This is a genomic window from Lacrimispora sp., assembly GCF_031982545.1.
Classification (GTDB): domain Bacteria; phylum Bacillota; class Clostridia; order Lachnospirales; family Lachnospiraceae; genus Lacrimispora.
Map to the genome: position 1 here is coordinate 79,687 of NZ_DALYXB010000002.1, position 26,923 is coordinate 106,609.

Below are 26,923 nucleotides of genomic sequence, written 5' to 3' on the forward strand. Positions count from 1 at the left end.
AGATTTTAATTTTTATATAACGAATGCATTCAAAACGAAAAAAATAAATGAATTAATCAAAGGAGGGCTTATTATGTCAAGTTTATCTTTAGGCACAGATGGCGCAAAAATAATTAAAGATTCAGAGGGCTTTTGCCTGAAATTTTATGGAGATCCCAAAGGGTATCCAACAGTTGGATGGGGACATTTGATAACTACGAAAAAAACATACAAAAAAAATACAACTGGTGATCCAAATGATTCTCTTTTAACACAGAAAGAAGCTGATGCTCTGTCAAAAGATTTAAGTTTAGGTTATACTTCACCGATTACTCAAGATAAAGCAGATAAATTTTTCACTTCTGATACTTCATCTGCGGTAGACGCCGTAAATGCTTTAACGCTCCCTAAAGGAGCTGCATTTTCACAATCTCAATTTGATGCACTCGTTTCAGCAAGATTTAATTGTGGTGATGCATTTCTTATTTCCAACGATGTAAAGACTTTGCTCAAAACTCCACAAATATTTTCAAATTACGGCAAACTTACCTCAACGGAAAAGGATACTTGTTCAAAAGTAGTCAGTAAAGCATTTTCATATGACAAAAATTTAAAGACAAGAAGAAATGCAGAAGCAACTTTATTCTGTAAGGACATGACGTATACTCACAAATATCCGGTTTATACATTATAATTTAATCCAATATCCAGAAAAACAAATTACATGATTTCAAAAAAAGAGATCACCTTAAAATGATCTCTTTTTTTTGAAATCAACACAATATTTATTATAAAATCTCGATTTATTTAATCAGTGACCCTTTTTAGTTCAAAGCATGATGCCTCTAATACCAAAATAAGACTCTCATTATTAACAACAAAAAAACCTACAGGTATGCCGAATCCCGTAGAAGAGTCAGATACTTGTATTTCTTTTATTACATCATTCATATTGATACCTGGCAGATCCATTTTAAAATTTCTATAAAAATCGTCTTTGTTATAGCATATCATAGTAATTTCATAGAGTGGGTTTTTAAGTTTATATTGATAATCACTATAGTTTTTTAGCCCATCTGAGGAAAACCAGTCTTTATTAATTACAATTTCATCATCAATAATTTTTTGCCCTGTTGGATATTCAGAAGCATCATTATATGAATTCGCAAATCCCAAAAGCTTTTCAACCCTCCAGGTTCCATAGAAAAATTTTTCTGTTTCACTATCCAAAGCCATTCTGCCTACAAATAGTTCGGTTGGATTGGTTGGATTCGTATTATCATCTTCTTTTACTTCTTCATCTGTAGTTGGAGAACTATCTGGTTCTTCAACAGTATTAATCGTAGTACCATTGTCTTGATTTTTTAATACAGATACATTACTACATCCAATCAAACAGTCAGATAGAATGGACACTATCAGTAATGTTAACACTTTTCCTCTCATTTTCTTTCTCATCTTTCCCCCTATTTACTCTTTTAATAGATATATAAATATCTTTTTAAATTTAATCCATAAATATACCAATTGTCAAATATTTTTTTACCATTGCACCCAGGTATAGCTCTTCCCGGTGTGGAATTGATACAAAAACCAGGTACTGCCCCGCTTATGCTGAATGCAAGCTCATGCAAAAGCCGGCTGAAGAACACCGCGTCATGCCATAGTACGTGGCAATGACAGGACCTCAAACAACAAAACAAGAATACATATTTTTCAATCTTTATGTTAAAACTGTTTTCTATAGAGAAAGGAGCGTGATTTAAATGCTTTTAGTTACTACGGATTATATTCCAGGAAAAGAACTGACACTTTTAGGTATGGTAAAAGGCAGCACAATACAGTCAAAAAATTTGGGGAAAGATATTTCTCAGGGGCTTAAGACTTTAGTTGGCGGAGAATTAAAGGCGTATACGGAAATGATGGATGAGGCAAGAGAGCTTGCGACCAAACGTATGGTACAGGAAGGTGAAGCTATGAATGCAGAAGCCATTGTCAATATTCGTTACGCCTCCTCCTCCGTCATGCAGGGGGCGGCTGAAGTTCTTGCTTATGGAACTGCCGCTATATTTAAATAACTGATACAGACAGAGTCGTTATTGGGGGAGCAACATGAGAAAATTTGCTAAAAACCTTTTGTTTATTTTAGGGTTATTGTTTCTGCTTCTTTTTTCCATTTTAATGTTCTACGAATACTGCCAGCTTAAAAACAGACTGCTTCTTGTTCCAGATGTAATCTTTGCCTGTTTTTTCTTTTCCGGTTTTTTATTTTTGATTCCGGGAATTTCCTGTATGGCCGCTTCGTATATGCTGAAAACGTAAGAGTTTAAATAAAAAACATCGTTTCTTTCGAAGCGATGTTTTTTTATAAAAGCTGATAAAGCAGGCCATGCTTCGTGCTGTACCAGATCAGCATTCCATGTCCTCTTCTTGGCATACGAACATTAAAATCCCATTCCGGATACTGCTTGATTACCGAGATGCGGTCTCCCGATGCAAAGGCCAGAAAGGAAATGTAGTACTCTTTATTCATAGGATGGGTGCTGGTGATAAACCAGTCATCTTCAATCACAGATACGGATAGCTTTTCTCCTTCCTCTGCTTTTTTCGGTTCCAGTGCAGTAAGCTTTCTTTTGCAGCAGGAAATCTCCGGATCTCCAGTAGAAAAGCTGATGCTTTTGCAGGTTGGACAGACATAGTATTTTATCTGCTTCATATTTCCTCCTGTTATGTCATTGGGTGTTAAATCCCCATTCAATAAATTTTGTATATCAACTCCAAAAAGTCTGGATAGTTCTGAAATGAGTGAGATGTCTGGAAGCCCTTTGCCTCTCTCCCATTTAGATACTGTTTTATCACTGATATGCATCTGATCTGCAAGCTGTTTCTGCGTCATACCATGCTCACTGCGAAGCATTCGAATTAAGTTTCCTATAGTACTGTCAGGCATGAGTATCCCTCCTTTCTGTGTATAATAATCCAGTCCTTAGTATGTGCTTATTTTTATTATTGTAACTGACTAAATAATTTTTTTCAATCGACGTTTCGTAGAGTAAAAAGACAGCCCGGATTTAATACACCGGACTGCCTTTCCTTTTTTATCTGAAATACTGGGGAAACTGATTTACAATTCCCTTGGTCATCATATCGGCCATCTCCAGTGCACCACGCTCTATATCTGCAAAAATGTTGATACTCTCTTCAAAATTCTGGGACATTGTGGCGTCAATCTCTTCCTTTGTCAGATTCATGTATTCGCTAAACATTCTCTGTAAGTCTGCTGCCGCCCAGTTTGGATTAATGGAGGTCAGGAAAGAAATCATCTGAACAGCATTGTTGTTAATCTGATTCTCTGCATCTGCCGCTGCCTGAGCGTTACCATCCCTTATTGCCATTACATAATTAGTGACCATGGTGAGATAATTCGTCAGGAGATCTGCAAATTTTTTGGCATTTTCATCCCCATAAAATGTTTTAAGGGCCATTTGGAAATCTTGCGGGTTTTCCATCAGACGATTCATTACATACTCCGCATCTGATAGATTCCACAGTTCACTCTGATTTGCCATTCTAAGCCAATATACCTGTTGAAGCCACAAAAACCTTAAGTAATTGCCTAAATTCTGCTCAGCTTTGCTGACCCACATGTACGTAGGAAGCTGTGGTTCGGGACTGGGCTGGGGATTGGGCTGGGGACTGGGCTGCGGACGGTTTCTAGGAATGCAGATAACCTGCCCTACAAACAGATTGGTGGGATTTACTCCCGGATTTGCAGCCATAATTGCTTCTACTGTGGTATTGTAACGCTGGGACAAAAGCCAGAGTGTATCACCCGCTTCAATGGTATAGGAACGGGTCCCCTGGGGACATATGGGATACTCAGTTTCAGTCCTTTGCTGCATGGTATTGTCCATGGACTGCGCCCATGGCGGAAGATTCCGAAACTTATATCCTGCAGGAATCCAGATTACCTGGCCAATCATTAAATTACCTGGTTTGATACCTGGATTTAATGCCATAATGGCTTCAACATTGGTACAATATTTCTTGGCAAGAAGCCAAAGGGTATCCCCTTTCTGAATGGTATAGGCACGTAAACCTACCGGGCAGCGGGTTGTATTTCCAGAAACGGCCTCACTTCTTAATGGGGTTGTCGACATTTGAGAGGTGTTGCCAGGTGCGGTCTGGGGCTGAGAAGGCTGAGTCGGCTGCATGCGCGGCTGGGCCGGTTGGGTTGGCTGAGTCGACTGAGTTGACTGGGCTGGCTGGGTCGGCTGAGCTGGCTGGGTCGGCTGAGCTGGCTGGGCTGGCTGGATCGACTGAGTTGGCTGGGTCGGCTGAGCCGGTTGAGTCGACTGAGTCGGCTGAGCCGGTTGGGTTGGCTGGGTCTGTGGCTGGGAGGTTCTGTTTCCTGATGGAATACAGATCATCTGACCAACCTGAAGATTGCCAGGATTAATACCAGGATTTGCTGCCATAATCGCTTCAACGGTAGTGTAGTGACGTCTGGATATCAGCCAAAGTGTATCGCCGGATTGAATTGTATAGGAAAACAATCCTTCGGGACAAGAAGTCATCATAATACTGCCTTTCAATTAAACAATTTGTCTTATTTTATGATGAAAAAACCGGAAAAGTACCTGTCAACCTAATAAAAATATAATTTTTTAAAATTTATCATCATAATTACCCCTTTGCTATCCCCACGATTTTCACACACTCTTACAATTGGCAATATAATATTGTACATGCACATTGTTTCAATTCCTTTTCATTGCAATTGCAACAAACATCTGATATTATTTTATTACAAATATTTACCAAATCTGACAATATTTTCAACAAGGCAAAGGGGGTCCCATTATGACAAAAGAACCTTTCGATCAGGCTTTCATGCAGCTGCCGTTGGGCTATGCCCGCCATACCATTATTTTCAATGAGGATTCACAAACAAGGGATTATATTCTTACCGAGGCGAATGATACATTTTTCCGCTATCTGGGTTTAAAAAAAGATGATGTCCTGTTAAAAAGCATGTCGATGATTCTTCCTTCTTTATCTGACCTACCAGCCTGGCTTGAATTTTACAAAAATCCGGATCAATGGAATCAAACCTCCATTATGGAGGCAGGAAATCATTTTTATAAGATTACTGTAAGCTATCCAGATCCCAACACGCTGATTACAATTTTTGATGAAGTAACTGAATTGGTCAGCGAGCTTCACAGGGTAAAGAAAACAAATGAAAAACTGGTACGCGATATTGATATCTTTTTTAACAGCACCCAGGACGGATTATTTCTCGTCACATACCAGGGCGGTGAATTCCGTTATATAAAGAATAATGCGGTACACCAGCAGCTGACGGGGATTAATATGCCGCTCCTTGGCAAAACCCCGGTGGAAGTACTGGGCGAAAAGGTGGGCGCTGCTTTAAGAGAAGGCTATGAACGGTGCATCGCTTCCGGGGAGAATCTGACATATGAAGAAACCGTCGATTTTCCCGGGGGAACCAGGGACTGGCTTGTACGCCTTACTCCTGTTATGGAGGATGGGCAGATCTCCTATATCATTGGCTCACGCCTTGATATTACCGAGCTTAAGCGGCTGAAACAGGAACGGGAACAACTTTTAGAAAATTACAATTCCATGTTTACGGAGCATTCTGCTGTTATGCTGATTATCGATGCCTCAACGGGAAAAATACTGGATGCCAACCCTCAGGCCTGCGGTTTTTATGGCTATAGTAAGGAAGAGATGCTTCGTATGAGTATTGATGAAATTAATGCAATATCGGACCAGGCTGCCAAACAGATGCGGATCCAGGCATTTAACAGGGAGCGGCAGTATTTTCTGTTTCCCCACCGCCTGAAAAACGGTGAGATTAAAATGGTGGATGTGTATTCCAGCCCTGTCACTTATGGAGATGAGACAAGACTCTATTCCATTATTTTTGATGTATCAGACAGGGAACAGTTTAGAGACGATCTCTACCGGGAAAAAGAGATGTTAAGCGTTACCTTAAATTCCATTGGGGATGGGGTCGTGACAACGGATTTAGACGGAAAAGTGACTTACTTAAATCAGGCAGCCGAGGAAATTACCGGTTGGAACAGTAAGGACGCATGTTCTAAATTCTTTATGGATATCTTTGATTTGCGCAATGAAACAACCGGAAAGATTGTACCAAATCCCATTAGTGCAGTACTGGAAACTGGCATGATTGTGGGGCTTGCAAACCATACCGTTCTGTTAAATAAAAGCGGGGATTTAATTCCCATTGCGGACAGTGCCGCACCCATACGTGATGAGAACGGGCATGTTTACGGTGTTGTCATGGTATTTCGGGACGTCAGTCAGGAGAAACGGCAGCAGGAACGAATCCTTTATTTAAGCTATCATGACCCGCTGACCCAGATATTTAACCGCAGATATATGGAAGAAGAATTAGAACGTATGGATCAGACTTCCCAGCTTCCAATTGCAGTTATCATGGGGGATGTGAATGGGCTAAAAGTTATTAATGATGTATTTGGACACAGAACCGGAGATCAGTTATTAAAAGAGGTTGCCAAAACCCTTCAATATACCCTTAAAAACATGGGCATTGCTGCCCGTTGGGGCGGAGATGAATTCCTGGTTCTTCTTCCTCATACGGATCACAAAAAGGCGCAGGATATAATCGGGCGTCTGGAAGAAGCCTTCCGAAAAAGCAGCAGGCTCCCGCTGGAGGTAAGTGTGGCTCTTGGATTTGATGTGAAAGAAGACATATCCTGTTCATTAAGCCAGTCCCTGCAAAAAGCAGAAGAAAAAATGTATCATAAGAAGCTTTTAGAAGGAAAGAGCTACCGCAACAGCATAATTACCACACTTCTTGCCACGCTTTATGAAAAGAGCATGGAAACCGAGGAGCATGCTGTAAGATTAGAAACCTACTGTATGGCAATTGCAGAAAAGCTGAATCTGTCTTCTGAGGATAAAAACGAATTGTCTCTTCTGGCAATCCTACACGATATTGGCAAGGTAGGTATCAATATCGAAACCTTAAACAAACCAGGACCTTTAAATGACGACGAATGGAAAGAAATGATGCGCCATCCGGAAATCGGCTACCGCATTGCCCAGAACACTCCTGAGCTTTCCACTGTATCAGAATACATTCTCTCTCATCACGAACGATGGGATGGAACGGGTTACCCAAGAGGTTTAAAAGGAAGCGATATTCCTCTTCTCTGCCGGATCCTTGCAGTCGCTGATGCCTATGACGCCATGACCAATAACCGCTCATACCGGAAAGCGTTGGATTGCCAGACTGCGATGGAGGAAATCGGCCGCTGTTCCGGAACACAGTTTGATCCATTTATTGTTACTATATTTTTAAGCCTGAATCAGGTTTTTTAAACAAAAATAAAGACAGACGCATACGACCGTGCCTTTTTCATCCCATGGTCAGATATGCGTCTTTTTATTTTTATGAAAAACTATTGACATTTCAAATTTAATTGTGTACAATCTAATTTAGTAAAACAAATAAATCAAATGCGAGGTGGCAGATATGAATTTATATGATATCACAGTTACAGACAGAAAAGGCAACCCTGTTACTCTGTCCCAGTACAAAGGAAAAACACTGCTGATTGTTAACACGGCTACAGGATGTGGATTTACGCCTCAATATGAAGGCTTAGAGGCACTTTATCGCAAATACAGAAATCAGGGCTTTGAAATTCTCGATTTTCCATGCAACCAGTTTGGTCACCAGGCTCCGGGAACAGAGGAAGAGATTCACCAGTTTTGTACGATGAACTATGAGGTATCCTTTCCCCAGTTTGCAAAGATTGAAGTCAATGGTACCTCAGAATCCCCGTTATATTCTTATTTAAAGTCACAGCAGTCGGGAATTCTGGGCTCTAATATTAAGTGGAATTTTACAAAATTCCTGGTTGATAAAAATGGATCTGTAACGAAGCGCTACGCTCCCACCGATAAACCGGAGAAATTGGAAAAAGATATACTCGCACTTTTATAACAAATGCGGATTAAATAAAGAGCCAGACAGGCAGGAAAGGAAGTATTCAAATGGAAATTAAAGCGGTTAAATTATATGAGGGCGGTTTTATGACACAACCATTTGCACTGGGAGGCGGAGTCAGCGAACCGATTTTCGATGAAAGCAGGACCTATGAATCCAGTCTTCAGAATTATCTCATTGATACAGGGAGCGAAGTCATTTTAATTGATACCGGCGTCCCAAAGGAGGTTCCCGACACCCCTGCAAAAGAAGGGCAGAAAATCTATCAGGGGAAACGGATTCATGATTATGTAACCGCTCTTTCCCATTTGGGCTACAAGCCAGAGGATGTGACACGGATTCTCCTGACTCACAAGCATCCGGATCATTCCGGCGAGCTTAGAAGCTTTCCTAACGCAAAAATCTACCTTTCCAAAGCAGAGGCAGAAGCTTTAAAGTTAAGCGGAGACAATATTGTCCCTGTTGAGTTTCAGGATGGCGCTTACCATAACTTTGAAGCAAGTGAAAAAATCACTGACGGAGTTTATTTTCTTCCTGCACCTGGACATACAAAAGGCAACAGCATTGTGATTGCAGAAAATGACGGATTGTTTTATCTCATACACGGGGATATTACTTATACCGATGCTGCCCTGATCGAAAACCGCCTGTCTGTGGTTTTTGAAGATCTTGAAGCTGCAAGAGAAACTCTCACAAAGGTTCGTTCCTTTATCAGTCAGAATCCAACGGTCTATTTATCTACCCATACACCAGAGGGCCTGACCAATTTAGATAAGAAAAAGATCATGAAGCTGTAAAAGCTTCTCTCCGGCACCAATTGCCTCCTTCCTTAATACCATGGTAGTAGGAAAGGAGGCAATCAGTATGAGCACCTGCAGTTTTGACGGTCTGACCGGCCGTGTGGTAACTCCAGATGATCCTTTCTATCATGAGGCCAGACAAGTCTATAACCGGGCTGTCAACCGGTTTCCTCTGGCCATTGTTTACTGCCGGAATAGTTCCGAAGTCAGCAATGCGTTGTTATGGGCCAGAAAACGGGATATCTGTCTTCGCATTCGAAGCGGAGGCCACAATTATGAAGGATATTCTACAGGCAATGATGTTCTTGATATTGATCTTAGTGAAATGAATCAGATTTCTATTGATGAGGAAAACCGCACTCTTACCATAGAGGGCGGTGTAAATAACAGACAGCTTTACGAATTTGTATCTTCCAGAGGATACCCATTTCCTGGCGGTACCTGCCCCTCAGTTGGAGTCAGTGGTTTTGTCATGGGGGGTGGCTGGGGACTCTCCTGCCGCTATCTGGGACTAGGATGTGACAGCCTTTTGAATTTTACCATGGTCAATTCAGAAGGCAGCTTCATCACTGCCAGTTCAGAAGAAAATCCGGATCTGTATTGGGCGTGCAGGGGCGGTGGTGGCGGCAATTACGGAATTATTGTCTCCATGACCTTCCGGCTTCCCAAAAAGATTGATAAAATTACTCTGGTTGAAATCATGTATCCTGTTGCCGACCAGGAAAAGCAGGCTTACTTTCTTCTTGCCTGGCAGGAATGGCTGGAACACGCTGATCCGCGAATTACACTGGTTGGAAGAATTTTTAATTCACAGGAAGAAGGTCTCTCCATTCTATCCAGAGGCTTTTTCTATGGACCACCGGAGGCTGCTCTTGGAAGCATCGCCCCCCTTCTGGAACTTGGCGGGGTGAAGTACCGTTTAAAATACGTGACATTTTTAGAAGCAGTTACTATAATCGGAAGCTTTTATCCTCCTTTTGAAGCCTTTTTATCCGCAAGCGGTTTCGTAAAAAGAGAGCTGACCGAATGTGAATGTCTGAAACTGGCAGGGCTTATTAACAAACGCCCCACAGGGTCCATTTACACCGCACTTTCTCTCTACGCACTGGGCGGCAGGGTTTCCGAAGTGCCAACAGATTCCACTGCTTTTTATTATAGAGATGCCAGATACATTGTCTGGCTTAATACGGTTTTTGAAAACAGCAAAGAGGAAAATGCCCTGTGGGTGGCACGACAGTCTGGTTACCTGTCTTCTGTCACAACAGGCTCTTATGTGAATTTCCCATATGAAGGACTTCCCTGCTATCTGGAAGAATATTATGGCAGCCATGTCTGCAGATTAAAAAAGGTAAGAAAAGAATACGACCCCTGCAAGATCTTCACCTATCCTCAGGCAATTGGAAATTCCTGCCGCTGTTCCCATTTATAGGGTGACAGGAAAAACACAGACGCCACTCCGGGCAAGCCGCCGGCAGGGCGTCTGTTTTCATGAATCTGATTGTGTTTTTTCTTATGATCAGATATAATACTGATACAATTTATTAAGATTTACCGTTATTCCTCTGTTTTGACCCTATACAAATTCGTGCCAAAAAAAGGAGATATTACAAATGAAAAATTTCAAAGACTACCCCATTTCTAAAAAGCTGCTGACAGGATTTCTTTCAGTGGCTCTCATCACATTGCTGGTAGGCATTGTAGGACTTGCCAGTATGCTGTTTATAAACAGCAAGGATACATATATGTATCGTTCAAAGACAGCCCCTCTTGACGATATGTTCCACACAATCGAAAGTCTGTATCAGATCAGAACCGATTCCAAGGATATTATAAGCAATGCCGGCAATAAAGAACGGATTGGAGAACTGGAAAAATCGTACGCTCAGGAAAAGGAACAGTTTTTAAACCACTCTGCAGCTTATAAAGCTTCCATTCCCCAAGGCTCTCAGTCCATGACCTTATTTGATGAGGCAGTTTCTCTCTTCTCCGGCTCCTATGATCCTGCCATGACAAAATCCATTGAATTTGCAAAAGCCGGGAAAAAAGAGGATGCAGAGAAAGCCATGACCGATCAGCAGGTCAGCATACAGAAAGTATATGATAACTTCGATGCCATCATCGATTATCGTATGAGTGAAACAAAGGAGCTTAGTGACTTAAATGAGCTTGTTGCGCTCATTGCCGCAGTGGTTTTAATTCTCTTAATCATCTGCGGTGTTTCAGCAGCTGTCTTACTGGGAATTAGAATTTCCACAATGATCAGCAGGCCAATTAAACAGGTGGTAAAAGCAGCGGGGCTGATCTCTCTTGGTTATGTTGATGTTGACTTAGCCGATCTTGATTCCAAGGATGAAACCGGTCAGCTGGCCGATGCATTTTCTAAAATGCTGGAAGGAATTAAGGATCAGGCCCGATCCGCCACTGCTATCAGCAATGGTGATTTCACAAGCGTCATTCCCCTTCGCTCGGAAGCCGATGTTTTAGGGCTGGCTCTTCAGAAAATTGAACGAGATTTAAATCAGGCACTTCTTATCGTCCACGACGCAGCTGATCAGGTTAACAACGGCGCTGGACAGGTGTCCTCTGCTTCCCAGTCACTTGCTTCCGGAACCACAGAACAGGCTGCAGCCATAGAAGAGCTGACTGCATCCATTGCCACAGTGGCAAAACAGGCACAGCAGAATTCAGAAAATATGCAGATTGCAGCCGGATATGTGGCCGCAGCTGACTCAGGTGTTAAAAAGAGCAATGAACATATGAACAGACTGAATTCATCTATGAAAGAAATCAGCACTTCATCAGAAAAAATCTCCAGCATCACCAAGGTTATTGAGGACATTGCATTCCAGACCAACATACTGGCACTGAATGCAGCCGTGGAATCAGCTCGCGCTGGCAGTGCCGGAAAAGGCTTCGCTGTTGTTGCTGATGAAGTAAGAAACCTGGCTGCCAAATCTGCGGAAGCTGCGAAGCAGACTGCTGCTTTAATTGAGAATTCCGCAATCAGCGTCTCGGAAGGTGAGAAACTGGCAAAAGAAGCCTCTGATATACTCCTTGAAGTAGGGGAAAAGGCAAGACTTGCAGAAGTATCCATCAGAGAAGTGGAATCCACGTCATCGGTCCAGGTGGCTTCCATGGAAGAAATCAATCAGGGTATCAATCAGGTATCTGCTGTAATTCAAAGCAACGCAGCTACAGCAGAAGAAAGTTCTGCCTCCAGTGAAGAGCTCGCTGCACAGGCGCATACCTTAAAACAGGAAGTTGGAAGATTCAAGCTGTCACACAACAACTAAGTAAAAAAAAACTCAGGAATGGCTTCACGGCCTTCCTGAGTCTTTTTTATTCCAGATGTTTGATTGTATTACCAAGTATCTTATATAAAAGATGGTAAAGTTCTTTTGCTTCTTCCTGGTTAAGAGGGACACACTTAGAAATTCGTTCAGGTATGGTTACCGCCTGCTCTTTTAATTGTTCCCCCTTCTCAGTCAGTTCTACAATGACACTGCGCTCGTCTTCCTTGTCCCTGTTACGGGTCAAAAGGCCTCCGGCTTCCATCTTCTTTAGCAGGGGAGTCAGCGTACCGCTGTCCAGATAAAGGATCTCACCCAATTGCTTTACAGTGACTTTCTTCCTGTCCCACAATACCATCATGGCAATATACTGGGTGTAGGTTAAGTCAATCTCATCGAGAAACGGCTTATAAAGCCTGACAATCTCCCGGGCAGAGGCATAAAGCGGAAAGCAAAGCTGGTTCTCTATTTTTAATCGGTCATAATTCATCACGTTTCTCCGTTCTCCTGCTGTCCTGTATTTTATTACAGCAATTCTTTTATGCTTTCTTCCACCAGCTTCATGTCAGCAGTTGGTTCAAATCTTCTCACTACATTCCCATCTCTGTCAACAAGAAACTTTGTGAAATTCCACTTAATATCCGGCTCATTCTTATAATTGGGATTTGCCTTCTCAAACATTTCTTCCAGCACACTGGTCAGCTTGTGTTCTGGATCAAAGCCATCAAACCCTTTTTCCTTCACCAGATACTGATACAGTGGAATCGCATTCTCACCATTTACATCAATCTTTGAAAACTGTGGAAATGTTACACCAAAGCGACCGGTACAGAACGTATGAATCTCATCATCATCTCCAGGTGCCTGATTGCCAAACTGATTGCATGGGAAATCAAGAATTTCCAGACCGCTGTCCTTGTACTCTGAATAAATTGCCTGAAGATCGGTATAATGAGGAGTAAATCCGCAGGCTGTTGCTGTGTTCACAACGAGAAGTACCTTTCCTTTGTAATCAGATAACTTTTTATCCTCTCCGGACATAGTTTTTACAGTAAAATCATAAACAGACATTGTAATACCTCCTTGTATCTATGATAAAAGCTTATTTTTTAAGTTATTTTCATTATAAAATACTTCTGCTTTCCTGTCAATAGTTTTATAACATTTAATTGCAATAAATTAATTTGGGTAAATTACATTTTTTTTGTTGACAGTAGTTTTTCAGAGTGATATCATTTGTATGTACAAACAAGAGAGGTGATGTTTTGAACAAAAATAACACAACAGAGGAACAGGCCTGTTCTCTTAACGGCTGCCTGTTTTTTACCACCGTAAAGCTTTCCAGAGTTTTTGGCAAAATTGCAGAGGAAGCTTTTTCAAAAACCGGACTCTCTCCCAGTCACGCTCTTTTGCTCTATCTGGTTAATCAGAAAGAAGAGATACTTCAGAAGGAGCTGGGGGAAACGCTGCATTTAACGCCTTCCACCATCACCCGGCTGATTGAAAAGCTGGAACACAAAAGTCTTGTTTCCAAACGATGTGAGGGAAAGTCCGTAATTTTAAGCACTACGCCCCAGGGTCTTGCACTTCAGAAACACATTATGGAATCCTGGAATTTTCTTCATGAACAATATCAGGGGATTCTGACAGAAGAAGAGACAGCCCAGTTTCTGACTCTCAGCAAAAAACTGCTGGGTAAACTTGAAAACAATTAAGGAGGATTTTTTATGCAGGAGATTTTTAACAGACGGAGTATCCGTAAATTTACCACTGAAGCCGTAGAGCCGGAGAAGATTGACAAAATTCTGCGGGCAGCCATGCAGGCACCGTCAGCCGCCAACCAGCAGCCATGGGAATTTATTGTGGTAGAGGACAAAGAGAATTTAAAAAAACTGGCTGATGTATCTCCCTACGCCAAACCAGTGGCAGGCTCAGCTGTAACCATTGCTCTTATGGGAAATGAAAATGAATTTAAGGTTCCAAAGGGCTGGGAAGAGGATTTGGGTGCAGCTTCCCAGAATATGCTGTTGGAAGCTGTTCACTTAGGACTGGGAGCCGTTTGGCTGGGTGTGGCCACTTCTGATGTAGTGACTGACCAGGTACGCAGTTTCTTTCAGCTTCCGGATCATATCAAACCCTTTGGACTGATTGCCATAGGTTATCCCGATGGACAGAAAAATGAATTTACAGAACGGTATAAAGCAGAACGCGTACATTATGAAAAATGGGCATAAACAAAGGAGAATAAAATAAAATGATTAAGGTCGTTGCAAAAAATTATATTAAAGAAGATAAAATTAATGAATTTATTGAAGTCGCCACGCAGCTGGTAAAGCAGACCAGAGAAACGGATGCCGGCTGTATCCGTTATGAGCTGGTTCAGGACGTGAAAGATCCCCATATTTTAACCATGCTTGAGGAATGGGAAGATCAGGCAAGTCTGGCTGCTCACGGAGCATCTGAACATTTTAAAGATGCCATTGGCGCAATGAAGGAAATGGTTGAAAAACCAGGAGACAGTAATTTTTATAAAACTCTTATATAAAAGAAAGGACAAAATCCTATGAAACCTGTTTTTCCCGTGGAAAAAACAATCAGGGAGCGCAGCAGTATCAGATCCTATGACCCTCGCTCTCTCTCACCAAAGGAAACAGAGCTGTTCTATGATTTTATTAAGACTTTAAACAATCCATTCTCTGTGGACGTAAGCTTCCGTATTCTGGAAAGCAGTGACGCATTGAAAGGAGAAAAACTTGGCACCTACGGAGTTATTAAAGGTGCCAGGAACTTTATTGGCGCCTCGGTACCGGATTGTGATCTGGCACTGGAGGCACTGGGATATTCTCTGGAGCATTTAGTTCTCTACGCCGTAGCACTTGGATATGGTACGTGCTGGCTGGGAGGCACCTTTGATAAAAGCGCCTTCTCACATGCCATGGACTTAAAAAAGGGCGATCTGTTTCCGGTTATCAGCCCCCTTGGATATCCTACTGGTAAAAAAAGGTCTATGGAGTCAATCATGAAGTGGGCTGTCAAATCTGACCAGCGAAAAGACTGGAACCAGCTCTTCTTCAAGGATGACTTCTCCTCTCCTCTGGCAAAATCCGATGCGGGAGATTTTGCTTTTGCCCTGGATATGACAAGACTGGCCCCCTCCGCTGTGAATAAACAGCCCTGGAGAATTGTAAAAAGCCAGGATGCGTATCATTTCTACGAGGCTAAGACATTAAAGGAAGGGAATAACACTGTTGATATCCAGAGAGTTGATGTGGGAATTGCTGCCTGCCATTTTGGTCTGGCTGCTGCAGAGAAGAAGCTTCCAGGTGAATTTAAAAAGCTGCCTGTTCCTGAAATAAAAACTTCTTCTGAAATGAAATACTTATTTTCCTGGGTTCTTCATTCATAATAAAATCGGAGGTAGGTTAGTTTGAACATATTAGTAGTCACTGGAAGTCCAAGAAAAAACGGCAATACAGAGATTATGGCGTCTGCTTTTGCAAAATCAGCAAGAGAGGCTGGCCATGAAGTTACTGTCAAAGAGTTAAGTACTTTAAAGGTAGAACCATGTCTGGCATGTACCTATTGCTTTACTCATGACGGAGTATGTATTCAGAATGATGATATGAACAGCATTTTAACAGATTTAAGTCAGGCAGACATGCTGGTACTGGCCTCACCTGTGTACTGGTTTGATGTATCCGCACAGACTAAGTGCTTCATTGACCGAATGTACGCATTTGCAAAAAAAGGATTTCATATCAAATCCATAGCCATGCTTCTAAATTCCGGCTCTGACGGAGTATACGATGCAGCCAAAACCCAGTTAAATTCCATTTGCTCTTATTTAAAATGGGAAAATAAAGGTGTGATCTCCATATCCGGCATGGTTGAAAAAGGAAGCATGCTTAAATCGGAAAAGCTGGAGCAGGTTCGGGATTTTGCAGCCAGCCTGTAGATGACAGCCTGATGAACCGATATTATTTTATGTGACTCTGTCACAGACATTTTTCTTCTGACGTCCTATACTGAGAGTGTCAAAAACATAACAAGCTTATTTTAATGAAACTTTTCATAGATCAGGAGGCGCACCATGAAGAAAACTGTTATAATCGGCGGAGTCGCAGGCGGAGCCAGCTGTGCCGCCAGACTCAGAAGACTGGATGAAGATGCTCAGATTCTCATTCTGGAACGGGGTGAGTATATTTCCTATGCAAACTGTGGTCTTCCTTACCACGTTGGCGACGTGATCAAATCCAGAGATGCTCTGCTTTTACAGACGCCGGAAGCCATGAGAAAGAAATACGAGATTGATGTCAGAGTAAAAAATGAAGTAACATCCATAGACAGGGAAAATAAAAAAATAACGGTCCGGAAACTGGAAACAGGGGAATCCTATGAGGAATCCTACGATACTCTGGTCATTTCCACGGGTTCCTCTCCAGTCCGCCCGCCTATTAAAGGAATCGAATCTTCCCGCATTCAGACTCTTTGGACAGTTCCGGATACCGACCGCATCCGCGGTCTGATTAAAGAAAAAGGGATTAAAACTGCTGCGGTTATCGGCGGAGGCTTTATCGGACTTGAGATGGCTGAAAACCTTCGTCATGCCGGTCTTAGCGTGTCTCTCATCGAAATGCAGGATCAGGTACTGGCACCCATTGACTTTGAGATGGCTCAGCTGCTTCATGAAAACATCGTCCAGAACCAGGTTTCCCTTTATCTTGGAGACGGAGTTTCATCCTTTGCTGATGAAAATGACTCTGTGTCTATCACCTTAAAAAGCGGTAAGATCCTAAAAGCAGAACTGGTGATTCTTTCTATTGGTGTACGTCCAAACAGCGAACTTGCCAAATCCTGCAGTCTGGCTGTCAATGAGCGGGGCGGAATCATTGTTGATGATACCTTAAAAACCTCAGATCCTGATATTTATGCTGTGGGTGATGTGATCGAAGTCAGTGATTTCACCTTCGGAGATGCTGCCATGGTGCCGCTTGCAGGTCCTGCCAATAAGCAGGGACGTATTGCTGCCAATAACATAGCTGGCGGAAAAGAAACTTATAAAAAAACCCAGGGAACTTCTGTTGCAAAAGTTTTTGATTTAACTGCTGCTTCAACTGGTGCCAATGAAAAAGCTCTGATAAAACGAGGTTTGAAAAAGGGAACTGATTATGAAAGTATCATTATTACCCAGAATTCTCATGCAGGTTATTACCCCGGGGCAGTTCCCCTCACATTGAAGCTTTTATTCTCCATGGATGGGAAAACCATTTACGGTGCCCAGATTGTGGGTATGGATGGCGTAGATAAGCGGATCGATACACTTGCCGTTTCCATACGTCTCGGAGCCACAATTGAAGATTTAAAATATCTGGAATTGGCTTATGCACCTCCATTTTCTTCTGCCAAGGACCCGGTTAATATGGCGGGATTTACCGCAGAAAACCTTTTGGAAGGAAGAGTTTCCTTTGCTTCCTGGGATTCACCGGATAAAAATACAGGCGCACAGCTGCTGGATGTCAGGGAGGATGCAGAACTGATGGCTTTTGCACTGCCTCAGGCAAAGCATATTCCTCTTGGACAGCTGAGAGACCGGTTAAAAGAACTGGATCCCTCCAAAGAAATCATTACCTTCTGTGCCATTGGAGTCCGTGCCTATAATGCAGCACGTATTCTGATGCAGAACGGATTTGCTCATGTAAAGATCTATCCGGGCGGAGTAAGATTTTATCAGTCCACCCATTACCAATATGACACCACGCCAAAGATTACCACGCCGGTCTCATTTTCAGATAACGGGCAGATGGATACAAAGGACATTCCCACAGCAGCCATGCGTTTGGATTGCAGCGGTATGCAGTGCCCCGGTCCCATCATGAAGGTTTTTGAAACCATGAAAGACATGAAGGAAGGTGCAGTAATGGAAGTCTCCGCTTCTGATCCGGGTTTTGCCAGAGATATCGGAGCATGGTGCCGCAGAACAGGCCACACCCTTTTATCCAATGAACGGCGGGATAATGATTATGTAGCACTGGTAAAAAAAAGCTCCCCATCCCCTTCTGCCCCGCAAAAGGAAGCTGTTGAAGGAAAAACACTGATTGTATTTTCCGGAGACTTGGATAAAGTTCTTGCCAGCTTTATCATCGCCAACGGTGCCGCTGCCATGGGAAGACCGGTTACGATGTTCTTCACATTCTGGGGACTGAATGCCTTAAGAAAAGAAGAAAAACAACCGGTTAAAAAAACTCTGGTAGAGTCCATGTTCGGAGTTATGCTCCCCCGGGGAAGCAAAAAACTGAAGCTGTCTAAGATGAATATGGGCGGAATGGGAACTGCCATGATGAAAAAAATCATGAGCGACAAAAATGTAGATTCCCTGGAAACCCTGATAAAGAAAGCCATGAAAGCAGGCGTTCGTATCGTTGCCTGTACCATGAGTATGGATGTAATGGGAATTCGTCCGGAAGAACTGATTGACGGTGTAGAACTGGGTGGCGTTGGTGCCTATCTGGGAGACGCAGAAGAATCCAATGTAAACTTATTTATCTAATAAAAATGCGGAATCGGAGAATTATTTTCTGATTCCGTTTTTGATTTAAAGTGCTCCTTCCTCAGCTGTATGATTGACATTTCATTCAACTACAGATATACTAACCTTATTTGAAATGAGGTGACAGATAAGATGGCCAGACCCGTAAAACAGCGACGTGTATGTGAAATGCCAGAAACAATGGAATTTGCCCCCTGCAATAAAGAAAAACTTATGACCATAGAGATGTCAGTGGATGAATACGAAGTGATCCGCTTAATTGATCATCTGAAGCTTACCCAGAATGAATGCTCCCAACAGATGAGTGTGGCGAGAACGACTGTACAGGCAATCTATGACAGCGCCAGAAGCAAGCTTGCAGATGCTCTTGTGAATGGGAAAAAGCTGATTATTCAGGGAGGGAATTATACTTTATGCCCCGAATCCAGATACTGCTGCGGGAAAAACTGTTCCCAGAAGAGAGGTCTGCTTGGACATTGTACCGATCAGAGCAGGGCAGATATCTGCTGTGGTAAAAACCAGTTCTGCAAGAAAGGAAACGGGTCTCCCGATTAAATAAGAATAAAAACCGGAATCAGACAGTCCAAAACACTGGCCAGCTGGTTCCGGTTTTATAGATGCTCTTTTCCTTCTCCTTTATAAAAAGCGTAACCTCTTTTGCTGTTTTGTTTTATGTAGTACATCGCCTTGTCTGCAGCATTATATAATTCTTCATAGCTGCTTCCATCCTTTGGTGCAATTGCAATTCCGATGCTGGCAGTAACCCGGAGGACAGTATAATATCCCTCTTCTGTATGATCCATGAGATCAAGAATGGACTCTGCCATATCAGTGATCTGGGAGTCTTCCCAGTTCTCCGTAATAAAGACTACAAACTCGTCTCCGCCCACTCTCGCCACGATTCCGTCTTTTCCCACCAGCTTTTCCAGTGATTCCGCTACTCTGGTTAAAACGTGGTCCCCTGCCGCATGCCCGCAGGAATCATTGATCTCCTTAAAATTATCCAGATCTATCATGAAAAAGATGCCGCTGCACAACAGGGAAAGCTTGCCATCAATAATCTGCTCTCCCGAACGATTATATACTCCCGTTAAGGGGTCTTTTCTTGCGCGGTTTAAAAGCATCTCTTCTCTTCCCAGCTGATCGGTAATATCCTCCAGCTTCCCAACCATTCGGGATTTGCAGCCGGCCTGTCCGGGAAGTATCTTATACTGACAGCTAAACCACCGGTATTCTCCTGACTGCCCTTTTAACCGGATTCTGCAATACCTTACCTCATCCGGCTTGCTTCCTAACAGCGCCCAGCGAAGACGTTCCCCCTTCTGCCAATCCTCCGGGTGCATTAAATATTCCCCCCGGTTCAGTCTTAAAACCCCTCTTGCCTTTAACTTTTCCAGGAACAGTTTTCGTCTGGCATTGGATGTAAATTCAATGGTATCTGTTTCATAATCATACTCGTAAAGCAGCGTATCGGTAAATTGGGATAGAACCGAATAACGCTCGGACTCCAGCTGAAGCTTCTGATTCTGTCTGTAAAATAAAAGGAATATCCAGCTGCATCCGGCAATTGTCAGCAGAATCAGCAAAATTGCCGTACCAAAAAACATACCAAATACATATTCTGACTGCAGCATAATATCCGGAGAACGGACATAGTTAATCAGTCTCCAGTCATTGATCCCTACCTTCATTGCCGAAATATAATAGTTTTTCCCGTTCATTGGAAAAGAGGTAGTGAACGAATCTTCTTGTTCTATCTGGGTTTTAATAAATTTGGCACTCTGGCTTTGTGCTTCGTTGGTATTGATCGAGGAAAACAGATTGCTGCCGCGTATTAACTGATCACTATTGGAATAAAGAATGCTGCCATCCGATTTTATGATCTGCGATTGGATCTTTTTAAAGGGCATATGATCTTTTGCAATTTCTCCAAACTTCTCCGTTTTAAAGGTAAAAAATAAAACTCCTGCCACTGTACCATTGGCCGTAAGAGGCTCCGCTACTAAAAATATGCATCCGTTTCCATTTTCCATGGGACACAAAATATCCAGTACATCTGTTTTATTGTTTATAACCTGTTCAAAAATCCTTCGTTTTCCTTCTCCGGATATTATTTCTTTCCAATTGCTGCATGAGACATATTCCAGTTGATAATCCGGATTTTCCCCTTCCATTTTTGTCAGGTAATGATTCATCCATTGATCTTCCGGAGACAGACTGGCCGCCTCTATCATACTTTCCATGCCGTATTTTATCGTTCTTGCATCATCGGCTATCTTTAAAATCTGATCGTTTTGTGTGTCTGTAAAGGAAGTAAGACTTGAATAAATCAACTGATTGAATTCCTGATTCAGCTTTTTCTGCTGACTGGATAAGAAAATAAAAGCAAGGACCAACAAAATAAGAACACTGAACATGCTCACGATCACAGACGTAATCCTGGAGTCTTTTCCGTAGTTCATATAAGTGATCTCCGTTCTGAAAACACGTTTTCTGAAAAAAGCCAGTGGAAACTATTCCAACCGGCTTTTCTCACTTCTAATATTCATTATATCTCTGCATCAAAGGATTTACAATATGTTTCAGGCTTCAATTCCTCTTAATTTTATATAATCTTTAATCAGCCTGGCTGTTTGTTCCAGATCAATCCGGCTTGTGTTAATGATGAGATCATAATTGTTCCAGTCTTCCCAGTTTTCACCGGTATAGTAGCGGTAATATTCTTTCCGTTCCCTGTTAACCTTCTTCACCCGCTTGGCGGCTTCCTTCTCATCAATCTTATCAACTTCCATGGTTCTCTGGATCAGTGTAGGTGTATCTGCATAGACAAAGATCTTCACAAGCCCGGGAACATTCTCTTCCTCACGGCTTAAAATATAATCCGCGCATCTTCCGGCGATAATACAGGATTCCTCTTTCGCCAGTTCCTTAATGACCTGTGACTGGAAACGGAATAGATTCTCCGGTTTTACAATGTCCGCATCTGTGGAGGGCTTGCCAAGCTGCGGTTTTAATCCGCTGACAATCCGATATAACAGATTATTGCCGGCTTTTTCATCTGCAAGGCGGAAAAAAACTTCTCCAACCGCACTTTGCTCCGATGTGATCGTCAGAATCTCCTCATCATAAAAATGAATCCCCAGTTCCTCTGCAAGAGCTTTTCCCACAATACGTCCACCGCTTCCGTACTGTCTTCCTATGGTGATGATCAGATTACTTTTTTCTTTCATAATGCCTGCCTCCTTTTCCCTTACATGATATATGAAGGTTTTCTTGCTTCTATTGTACTCTATTATGGCAGGATTTACAATTATTATTGCTCTGCAACAGCATTAAAACAGATGGAACCATAAGGTCTGATGCTCATACGGTAAGCATTGCCTTCTCCCATTGCCGTTTCCATATAGGAGATGTATTCCTCTGTGATTTCATTGGGAAGAACAGCCATAATGACCCCTGCAAATCCGCCTCCGTGAATCCGGCATGCCCCCTGCTTTTTACCAGCGATAAACAATTCCGTAAGAGCAAGAGCCACCGTAATTCCCTGTTCCTGGAAACTGGTATTGGTAAAGCAGTTCTGAAGCCATTTCCAGGAGGAATTACCGGAAGCAGTAATATTGAAAAGGAACTCGTCAAATCTTCCTTCTTTTAAAGCAGTCACTTCTGCATCCACACGCTTATTTTCTTCAAAGAAATGAAGAGCCCGGAGTACAGAACGGTCTCCTGCAAACTCCCGAACCGCACTTAACTGACCAATCACATCTTCTTCCGTTATATCTGCACAGACTTCTTTTCCAAAAAACTCTGCAACCTTCTTCATCTCAGCCGGTACGGACGAATAATCGGCACTTAAATCCGCATGTCCCTTTCCTGTATTGACAATAATCAGGCTGTGGTTCTGGGAAGCAAAATCAAAATCAATCTGCTTCACTGCAGGCTTTAAAGGATCCTTAAAATCAATGGTAATCAGGCCTCCAACCGCACATGCCATCTGGTCAAGAAGACCGGAAGCCTTGTCCCAATAGACGTTTTCCGCATATCTTCCGATATGTGCATAAGCCACTGTATCCATACGGCCGTCATTAAAAAATGTGTTCAGAATCGAACAAAGAAGCATCTCAAAAGAAGCGGAAGAACTGACACCTGCCGCACTGATTACATTGCTGGTTATATAGGCATTAAAACCACCGATCTCATAGCCTTTTTCTAAAAAACCCTTTAACAGACCCTTTACTAAATCAATGGTACCGGCTTTTTTATCACTTGGTGCCAGATCATTAAGATCAATGGTAAAGCTCTGGTTGTAAGTCACACTGACAATATTAATAAGGTTGCTGTTATTTTTCGCTGCCACACCCACACAGTCTAAGTTGATGCTTCCTGCCAGAACCTTGCCGTGATTATGATCGGTATGATTCCCGCTGATCTCTGTACGCCCAGGTGATGTAAATAAAAGAATATCTTCTTCCGGAAAATGATTTTTAAAGTCCTTTACCAGGTTCTGATATCTTAAAATATTCTCTCCTGCCGCTTTTTCGCCATACAAAGCAGTCATTAATTTTCCTGCCTTTTCGGATTCTAAAAAACGGATTGTTTCCTCTGTTTTCATGCTGAAAAATCTCCTTTTCCCCATTCATTGGCATACAAACGCCATTATCTCGAGTATAACATAAGTGCCAAAGTTTTCACAATATAATATTTTACGAAAAGCTATAAAATAATTTGACTTCCCTCAATCTCTCTTCTATAATGAAACAATCAAAAAACAGGAGGTCACCATGTTCTGGAATGACAAGCCTTACCACGCTTTAGATTATGAACTGAAAATGCAGTATGGGCAGAAAGTCTATAAGCTTGCACTGGATGGCGGTATGACCTGCCCCAACCGGGATGGCTTACTGGGAACAGGAGGCTGTATTTTCTGCAGCGGAGGCGGTTCCGGTGAATTTGCAGAAGCCAAAGGGCTTCACGCTTCTGTGGCGGAACAGATTCACTCTGCCAAGAAGCGGGTGTCTCTTAAAATGAACGGGGAAACCGGCCTCTATATTGCCTATTTTCAATCCTACACCAACACTTACGCGTCAGTTTCCTATTTGCGTGAACTCTTTACACAGGCTATTTCCCAGCCTGATGTAGTTGTTTTATCCATTGCCACAAGACCTGACTGCCTTCCTCCTGACGTTATTCTTTTGTTAAAGGAATTAAACCGCATAAAACCGGTGTGGGTGGAACTGGGGCTTCAGACGATTCATGAATCCACAGCAGAGTTCATTCGGAGAGGGTATCCGCTATCGGACTTTTGTCATGCATGGCAGAATTTAAAAGAAGCTGGAATCAAGGTGATCGCCCATGTCATCTTAGGACTTCCCGGAGAATCGAAAGATATGATTTTTGAGACCATCCGCTATCTGGGGCATTCAGGTGATCACGGTATCGACGGTATCAAACTGCAGCTTCTTCACATACTGGAAGGAACTGACCTGGCGGATCTTTACAGGAAGGGAACTGTACCGGTGTATTCTCTTTTAGAATATACGGATCTTGTCATTGACTGCCTTTCCATCCTGCCTCCATCTGTGGTCATACACCGGCTGAGCGGAGATGGTCCCAAAGAACTTCTTCTCGCCCCTTTGTGGAGCGGCAACAAACGTCTGGTACTGAATACCCTGACAAAGCGTTTAAAAGAACGAGGCATCTGCCAGGGTGACAGATACCTCGTCTGAATCAATTGCCGTTATTGTGAATGACACCATTGTCATCGATGGTAATTCCAAAAGACAGATTTTGAAAATACTGATAAAATCCTTTTACCTCTTCCGGTTTTGTCAGCGTTTTCGTAAATCCTGCACCTGAGGTTCCCGGAACAAGAGAAAGAGTGGTGGTATTGTCCTCAAAATTTACATCTGCCCTCATAAGGGCAGTCTTTGGAATGCTGCTGCCAAAGATAAAATTGCCCAGACTGTAGCAGATTGGCTTTCCCTTGTAATATTCCATACCCTGAAGAACATGGGGATGGCTGCCCACAACCAGATCTGCACCTGCATCAATCAGCTGCTGTCCCAGCTGCCGCTGATATTCTTTCGGCTTTTCTTCCCGCTCCACTCCCCAGTGAACATAGACCACCACATAGTCACAGATGCTTCTGGCATTACGGATTTCCTCAAGAAGTATGGTTGGATCGTATCCACTTACCATACCTGGCTTTTTGCTGTTGGCCACCCAGTTGGGATCGGGATAAACTCTTGATGCGGCAAGAAATCCGAAGGTTTTCCCATTTACCGCTATGGTCTCAAGCTGTTTTGCACGGTTCATATCTGGGCCTGCGCCCACATAGCGGATTCCTGCTCCATCTAACGCCGTGCAGGTATCTAAAAGCGCATCCGTTCCGTAGTCCAGTGTATGATTGTTGGCGATTGTTACGATATCCACACCGATTTCATTCATCATGGAAACCCGGTCCGGATTTAACCGGAATGTGAACTGCTTGTCCGGTGCTGCTGATCCCCGGTTGCTGAATGGAAATTCCTGATTGGCCATAAAAATATCTGCCTTACTGATTTCCCCCCGCATCCCCTCATCAAGCACTCCATTAATACCGCCATTTTTATCATATGCTGTCGTAACATGAGTAGAAAGTAATATATCTCCTGCAAAAAGGAGATGTACCACTGGATTCTTCTCCTGATTTGTACTGGATTCTTTGGTTTCTTCCGTCACAGTCCGGGCTTCCTGACTGCTGCTTTCTTCCCGTGCACTCTTGGTATCCTGCTGGGTAACAGTATTCGTATCTCCTGCTGCTTTACTGACTGTTTCTTTTGTTCCCTGTCTCTGCTTCCATTCTGTTCCTCCAATCCACCCCGCCAGCACGACGAACAGCAATACGGGAAGGATAATCAGAAACTTCATGGTTCCATTGGTCCTCTTCATTTACTCCTCCAGATTGTTAATAATTTCCACATACTTTTCGCTGGTTCATAACTTTTTCCACAATTATTGATCTTTTTTCCCCATATACGACTGAACAACTCACTTTTCCACAGTTTTTTGTGGATGATACATAACAGATCCCTTATCTATTTTCTGGGATTAATTCCCATTTTTACATCTTACACTGGTTCCATGTTTTTGTCAAATCAGTGAGATTCAGCATAATTTAAACAAACCCAAAGAAAAAAAGCCGGTTTTGCGGAAAGGATACACGCATCCTATTCTCTGCAAAACCGGCTTTAATCCTGTATATAGACGTTGTCACGCCAGACTTACAAGGTCATAATAATTCCGCCGTCATTGGCATATACTGTCGCTACACCTGCTGTTTCTGTAATCATGATATCCTTAAATATGCCTCTTTTCAACATCTCCTGCTTTACAAACTCCGCCCGCTCCGAATTATTGCAATGAGCGATTGCCAGTACCTTGTTCCTGGTATCTCCGGCATCCTTCATGGCAATATCAGCCATACGGGTCAATGCTTTGTTAATTCCCCTTGCCTGATCCAGCTTAACAATCACTCCTGACTCCGCACCCATAACAGGCTTAATATTAAGAGCAGTTGCAAAGAATGCCTGCAGACCGGTAAGACGTCCGTTCTTTCTTAATGTATCAAGACTTTCCAATACAAAATAGGTTCTCATGCTCTTTATATAGGCTCTCACCTTATCTTCAATCTCTTCAAAAGGAAAAGATGCCTGGCAGAGAGACTGAATGTAAACAGCAATATTAAGCTGTCCACAGGAAGCAGAATCGGATCCGAATACGGCAATCTTCTTGCTGTCTTTTCCATGTTCCTCTTCGAACAGCTTCTTACCCAGAACTGCACTGTTATAGCTTCCGCTTAAATGCTCGGAAAGAGTGATAACAAAGACCTGGTCCTCTTCACACTCATAAGCCTCTTTATATAATTCAGGAGACGGACATGCTGTCTTAGGAGATTCACTGCTGCTTTTTACCAGCTCAATAAAACTCTTCTGATCAAACGTCTCGTCATCAATTATCTGTGTATTACCGACCTGTAAAATTAACGGAATGATCTGAAAGTGGGGATCTTTCTTCAGATCCGGCGTCAGGTCCGTACAACTGTCCCCAATGATTTTATAGCTCATATCTATATTCTTCCTCCTGGCACGAAACTTATCATGTAGTATTCATTACTATATATTATAGAGAAACAAAGTTGGTCTGTCAATAGAATATATATGAAAAAAATGGATGTCAAAAACAGCCACCTCCCTTTGAAAGGCCTTCTGTTTATGACATCCATTTTATCTGCTGTATT

General features: G+C 42.6%; 26 protein-coding genes. 16 read left to right on the forward strand and 10 right to left on the reverse strand.

The genetic code is table 11. The features are described from left to right. The first annotated feature begins 73 nt into the window (after positions 1-73). Complete coding sequence (locus tag ABS301_RS03870; RefSeq protein ID WP_349670967.1) at positions 74-673, forward strand: lysozyme; 600 nt, start codon at positions 74-76, stop codon at positions 671-673. A 113-nt stretch (positions 674-786) separates the two neighbouring features. On the opposite strand, the gene ABS301_RS03875 is transcribed toward ABS301_RS03870, so the two are convergent. Continuing rightward, positions 787-1,437, reverse strand: a complete 651-nt coding sequence (locus ABS301_RS03875; RefSeq protein WP_349670968.1) for a hypothetical protein — start codon at positions 1,435-1,437, stop codon at positions 787-789. A gap of 308 nt (positions 1,438-1,745) precedes the next feature. On the opposite strand from ABS301_RS03875, the gene ABS301_RS03880 reads away from it, so the two are divergent. Further along, a complete protein-coding gene (locus tag ABS301_RS03880) occupies positions 1,746-2,057 on the forward strand; it encodes a YbjQ family protein (RefSeq protein ID WP_349670969.1) in 312 nt (103 codons plus the stop codon). A gap of 34 nt (positions 2,058-2,091) precedes the next feature. Beyond that, positions 2,092-2,301 (forward strand): hypothetical protein, encoded by a 210-nt coding sequence (locus tag ABS301_RS03885; RefSeq protein ID WP_349670970.1) that lies wholly within the window; start codon positions 2,092-2,094, stop codon positions 2,299-2,301. A 43-nt stretch (positions 2,302-2,344) separates the two neighbouring features. Here the strand turns inward: ABS301_RS03885 and ABS301_RS03890 are convergent, their stop codons facing one another. Then, positions 2,345-2,929 (reverse strand): helix-turn-helix domain-containing protein, encoded by a 585-nt coding sequence (locus ABS301_RS03890; RefSeq protein ID WP_349670971.1) that lies wholly within the window; start codon positions 2,927-2,929, stop codon positions 2,345-2,347. Positions 2,930-3,077: 148 nt separating this feature from the next. Continuing rightward, on the reverse strand, positions 3,078-4,559 hold the full coding sequence (locus ABS301_RS03895; protein WP_349670972.1) for a LysM peptidoglycan-binding domain-containing protein: 1,482 nt from the start codon (positions 4,557-4,559) through the stop codon (positions 3,078-3,080). A 283-nt stretch (positions 4,560-4,842) separates the two neighbouring features. Between ABS301_RS03895 and ABS301_RS03900 the strand changes: the two genes are divergently transcribed. The 5 genes from ABS301_RS03900 (at position 4,843) to ABS301_RS03920 (ending at position 12,104) form a co-directional block, all read left to right on the forward strand. Further along, on the forward strand, positions 4,843-7,380 hold the full coding sequence (locus tag ABS301_RS03900) for a PAS domain S-box protein (RefSeq protein WP_349670973.1): 2,538 nt from the start codon (positions 4,843-4,845) through the stop codon (positions 7,378-7,380). A gap of 154 nt (positions 7,381-7,534) precedes the next feature. Then, positions 7,535-8,008 (forward strand): glutathione peroxidase, encoded by a 474-nt coding sequence (locus tag ABS301_RS03905; protein WP_349670974.1) that lies wholly within the window; start codon positions 7,535-7,537, stop codon positions 8,006-8,008. Between the two features lie 50 nt (positions 8,009-8,058). Then, entirely contained in the window at positions 8,059-8,808 is a 750-nt protein-coding gene (locus tag ABS301_RS03910; RefSeq protein ID WP_349670975.1) for an MBL fold metallo-hydrolase, read from the forward strand. Positions 8,809-8,875: 67 nt separating this feature from the next. Then, positions 8,876-10,240 (forward strand): FAD-binding oxidoreductase, encoded by a 1,365-nt coding sequence (locus ABS301_RS03915; RefSeq protein WP_349670976.1) that lies wholly within the window; start codon positions 8,876-8,878, stop codon positions 10,238-10,240. A gap of 181 nt (positions 10,241-10,421) precedes the next feature. Beyond that, positions 10,422-12,104, forward strand: a complete 1,683-nt coding sequence (locus ABS301_RS03920; RefSeq protein WP_349670977.1) for a methyl-accepting chemotaxis protein — start codon at positions 10,422-10,424, stop codon at positions 12,102-12,104. 46 nt (positions 12,105-12,150) lie between these two features. On the opposite strand, the gene ABS301_RS03925 is transcribed toward ABS301_RS03920, so the two are convergent. Next, entirely contained in the window at positions 12,151-12,591 is a 441-nt protein-coding gene (locus ABS301_RS03925; RefSeq protein ID WP_277406316.1) for a MarR family winged helix-turn-helix transcriptional regulator, read from the reverse strand. Positions 12,592-12,626: 35 nt separating this feature from the next. Continuing rightward, positions 12,627-13,172, reverse strand: a complete 546-nt coding sequence (locus tag ABS301_RS03930; protein WP_349670978.1) for a glutathione peroxidase — start codon at positions 13,170-13,172, stop codon at positions 12,627-12,629. A gap of 194 nt (positions 13,173-13,366) precedes the next feature. On the opposite strand from ABS301_RS03930, the gene ABS301_RS03935 reads away from it, so the two are divergent. The 7 genes from ABS301_RS03935 to ABS301_RS03965 all read left to right on the forward strand — a co-directional run bounded on the left by ABS301_RS03935 (position 13,367) and on the right by ABS301_RS03965 (position 19,203). Next, complete coding sequence (locus ABS301_RS03935) at positions 13,367-13,816, forward strand: MarR family winged helix-turn-helix transcriptional regulator (protein WP_349670979.1); 450 nt, start codon at positions 13,367-13,369, stop codon at positions 13,814-13,816. Positions 13,817-13,828: 12 nt separating this feature from the next. Then, positions 13,829-14,335: a nitroreductase family protein gene (locus tag ABS301_RS03940; RefSeq protein WP_349670980.1), complete on the forward strand. Its 507-nt coding sequence runs from the start codon at positions 13,829-13,831 to the stop codon at positions 14,333-14,335. A 20-nt stretch (positions 14,336-14,355) separates the two neighbouring features. Continuing rightward, positions 14,356-14,646: a putative quinol monooxygenase gene (locus ABS301_RS03945; RefSeq protein ID WP_349670981.1), complete on the forward strand. Its 291-nt coding sequence runs from the start codon at positions 14,356-14,358 to the stop codon at positions 14,644-14,646. Positions 14,647-14,664: 18 nt separating this feature from the next. Further along, entirely contained in the window at positions 14,665-15,507 is an 843-nt protein-coding gene (locus tag ABS301_RS03950) for a nitroreductase family protein (protein ID WP_349670982.1), read from the forward strand. A gap of 21 nt (positions 15,508-15,528) precedes the next feature. Continuing rightward, positions 15,529-16,056: a flavodoxin family protein gene (locus ABS301_RS03955; RefSeq protein ID WP_349670983.1), complete on the forward strand. Its 528-nt coding sequence runs from the start codon at positions 15,529-15,531 to the stop codon at positions 16,054-16,056. 135 nt (positions 16,057-16,191) lie between these two features. After that, positions 16,192-18,648 carry a DsrE/DsrF/DrsH-like family protein gene (locus tag ABS301_RS03960; RefSeq protein ID WP_349670984.1) on the forward strand — a complete coding sequence of 819 codons (2,457 nt, stop codon included), beginning with the start codon at positions 16,192-16,194 and terminating at the stop codon, positions 18,646-18,648. Positions 18,649-18,780: 132 nt separating this feature from the next. Beyond that, the gene (locus tag ABS301_RS03965; protein WP_349670985.1) at positions 18,781-19,203 is read left to right on the forward strand and encodes a DUF134 domain-containing protein; all 423 of its coding nucleotides are present in this window, start codon (positions 18,781-18,783) and stop codon (positions 19,201-19,203) included. 56 nt (positions 19,204-19,259) lie between these two features. Here ABS301_RS03965 and ABS301_RS03970 read toward each other — a convergent pair whose 3' ends face one another. The 3 genes from ABS301_RS03970 to ABS301_RS03980 form a co-directional block, all read right to left on the reverse strand. Then, positions 19,260-21,110, reverse strand: a complete 1,851-nt coding sequence (locus ABS301_RS03970) for a sensor domain-containing diguanylate cyclase (protein ID WP_349670986.1) — start codon at positions 21,108-21,110, stop codon at positions 19,260-19,262. Positions 21,111-21,230: 120 nt separating this feature from the next. After that, positions 21,231-21,878 carry a cytidylate kinase-like family protein gene (locus ABS301_RS03975; protein WP_349670987.1) on the reverse strand — a complete coding sequence of 216 codons (648 nt, stop codon included), beginning with the start codon at positions 21,876-21,878 and terminating at the stop codon, positions 21,231-21,233. Positions 21,879-21,961: 83 nt separating this feature from the next. After that, a complete protein-coding gene (locus tag ABS301_RS03980) occupies positions 21,962-23,257 on the reverse strand; it encodes a galactokinase (RefSeq protein WP_349670988.1) in 1,296 nt (431 codons plus the stop codon). Positions 23,258-23,426: 169 nt separating this feature from the next. Between ABS301_RS03980 and mnmL the strand changes: the two genes are divergently transcribed. Further along, complete coding sequence (gene mnmL, locus ABS301_RS03985) at positions 23,427-24,371, forward strand: tRNA modification radical SAM protein MnmL/YtqA (RefSeq protein WP_349670989.1); 945 nt, start codon at positions 23,427-23,429, stop codon at positions 24,369-24,371. 1 nt (position 24,372) lies between these two features. Here mnmL and ABS301_RS03990 read toward each other — a convergent pair whose 3' ends face one another. After that, positions 24,373-25,575, reverse strand: a complete 1,203-nt coding sequence (locus ABS301_RS03990; RefSeq protein ID WP_349670990.1) for a CapA family protein — start codon at positions 25,573-25,575, stop codon at positions 24,373-24,375. Between the two features lie 332 nt (positions 25,576-25,907). Then, a complete protein-coding gene (locus tag ABS301_RS03995; RefSeq protein ID WP_349670991.1) occupies positions 25,908-26,750 on the reverse strand; it encodes a DegV family protein in 843 nt (280 codons plus the stop codon). Between the last annotated feature and the right edge of the window lie 173 nt (positions 26,751-26,923).